Here is a 2,232-nt window from a genome sequence, read left to right on the forward strand (position 1 = left end):
CCCCCTTTAAGCTTAATTAGTTATACTTTCATTTCCTTTTTTTGAAAGGACTTAAAATCTTAAAAGAAGTTTCACCAAATACTTAATAAATTAAATTTTGCATTTAATTAAAGCCTTGCTTTGATTAAATAAAAAAATATCTTTTATTAAAGTTATTGCAAAAATAAAACTTCTAATTATTAATGTTTTATTTTAAAAATTAAAAAATGTTTTTTAATTTTTAATTTTTAATTTAATAATTTAAAAAAAGATTTTTTGTTTTGTTCTTTTTAATTTAGTATTGTTATTCAAATCTTATAGTCAATCTTTGAAATCTAAATAAGTGATCGATTGAGCCAGATTAATAGATTTATTATTCTATTAATGATAATCAATTAATAATAGTAAGATTAAAAAGTTTCCTTTTTTATCTTATATTTTAAATACTTTTTCTTTGAAGAAAAAGATTAAACTTTTCTATATTTTTATGGAGAGTTTGATCCTGGCTCAGAGTGAACGCTGGCGGCGTGCCTAATACATGCAAGTCGAACGATGAAGCTTTTAGCTTGCTAGAAGTGGATTAGTGGCGCACGGGTGAGTAAGGTATAGTTAATCTGCCCTACACTGGGGGACAACAGTTGGAAACGACTGCTAATACCCCATACTCCTACTTAACATAAGTTGAGTAGGGAAAGTTTTTCGGTGTAGGATGAGACTATATAGTATCAGCTAGTTGGTAAGGTAATGGCTTACCAAGGCTATGACGCTTAACTGGTCTGAGAGGATGATCAGTCACACTGGAACTGAGACACGGTCCAGACTCCTACGGGAGGCAGCAGTAGGGAATATTGCGCAATGGGGGAAACCCTGACGCAGCAACGCCGCGTGGAGGATGACACTTTTCGGAGCGTAAACTCCTTTTCTTAGGGAAGAATTCTGACGGTACCTAAGGAATAAGCACCGGCTAACTCCGTGCCAGCAGCCGCGGTAATACGGAGGGTGCAAGCGTTACTCGGAATCACTGGGCGTAAAGGGCGCGTAGGCGGATTATCAAGTCTCTTGTGAAATCTAATGGCTTAACCATTAAACTGCTTGGGAAACTGGTAATCTAGAGTGAGGGAGAGGCAGATGGAATTGGTGGTGTAGGGGTAAAATCCGTAGATATCACCAAGAATACCCATTGCGAAGGCGATCTGCTGGAACTTAACTGACGCTAAGGCGCGAAAGCGTGGGGAGCAAACAGGATTAGATACCCTGGTAGTCCACGCCCTAAACGATGTACACTAGTTGTTGGGGTGCTAGTCATCTCAGTAATGCAGCTAACGCATTAAGTGTACCGCCTGGGGAGTACGGTCGCAAGATTAAAACTCAAAGGAATAGACGGGGACCCGCACAAGCGGTGGAGCATGTGGTTTAATTCGAAGATACGCGAAGAACCTTACCTGGGCTTGATATCCTAAGAACCTTATAGAGATATGAGGGTGCTAGCTTGCTAGAACTTAGAGACAGGTGCTGCACGGCTGTCGTCAGCTCGTGTCGTGAGATGTTGGGTTAAGTCCCGCAACGAGCGCAACCCACGTATTTAGTTGCTAACACTTCGGGTGAGCACTCTAAATAGACTGCCTTCGTAAGGAGGAGGAAGGTGTGGACGACGTCAAGTCATCATGGCCCTTATGCCCAGGGCGACACACGTGCTACAATGGCATATACAATGAGACGCAATACCGCGAGGTGGAGCAAATCTATAAAATATGTCCCAGTTCGGATTGTTCTCTGCAACTCGAGAGCATGAAGCCGGAATCGCTAGTAATCGTAGATCAGCCATGCTACGGTGAATACGTTCCCGGGTCTTGTACTCACCGCCCGTCACACCATGGGAGTTGATTTCACTCGAAGCCGGAATACTAAACTAGTTACCGTCCACAGTGGAATCAGCGACTGGGGTGAAGTCGTAACAAGGTAACCGTAGGAGAACCTGCGGTTGGATCACCTCCTTTCTAGAGTACAAACTAATGAGTCTCACAACCATTAGTTCATATAAACTCAATCATCCTTGTTTAGATTTCAAAGATTGATGAAAAGCTAATTTATGGGGAATTAGCTCAGCTGGGAGAGCGCCTGCTTTGCACGCAGGAGGTCAGCGGTTCGATCCCGCTATTCTCCACCATGATAAGGGCCTATAGCTCAGCTGGTTAGAGTGCACCCCTGATAAGGGTGAGGTCACAAGTTCAAGTCTTGTTAGGCCCACCATAA

At 42.2% G+C, this 2,232-nt stretch carries 2 tRNA genes and 1 rRNA gene; all 3 read left to right on the top strand.

Annotated elements, in window-relative coordinates:
• The first annotated feature begins 463 nt into the window (after window positions 1-463).
• Window positions 464-1,976: ribosomal RNA gene (locus tag H2280_RS08210) — 16S ribosomal RNA — on the top strand.
• A gap of 94 nt (window positions 1,977-2,070) precedes the next feature.
• Window positions 2,071-2,146, top strand: a tRNA-Ala gene (locus H2280_RS08215).
• Between the two features lie 6 nt (window positions 2,147-2,152).
• Window positions 2,153-2,229: transfer RNA gene (locus H2280_RS08220), tRNA-Ile, on the top strand.
• Window positions 2,230-2,232 lie beyond the last annotated feature (3 nt).

The sequence above is a fragment of the Campylobacter sp. 2457A genome (assembly GCF_020135895.1).
Classification (GTDB): Bacteria; Campylobacterota; Campylobacteria; order Campylobacterales; family Campylobacteraceae; genus Campylobacter_D; species Campylobacter_D taeniopygiae.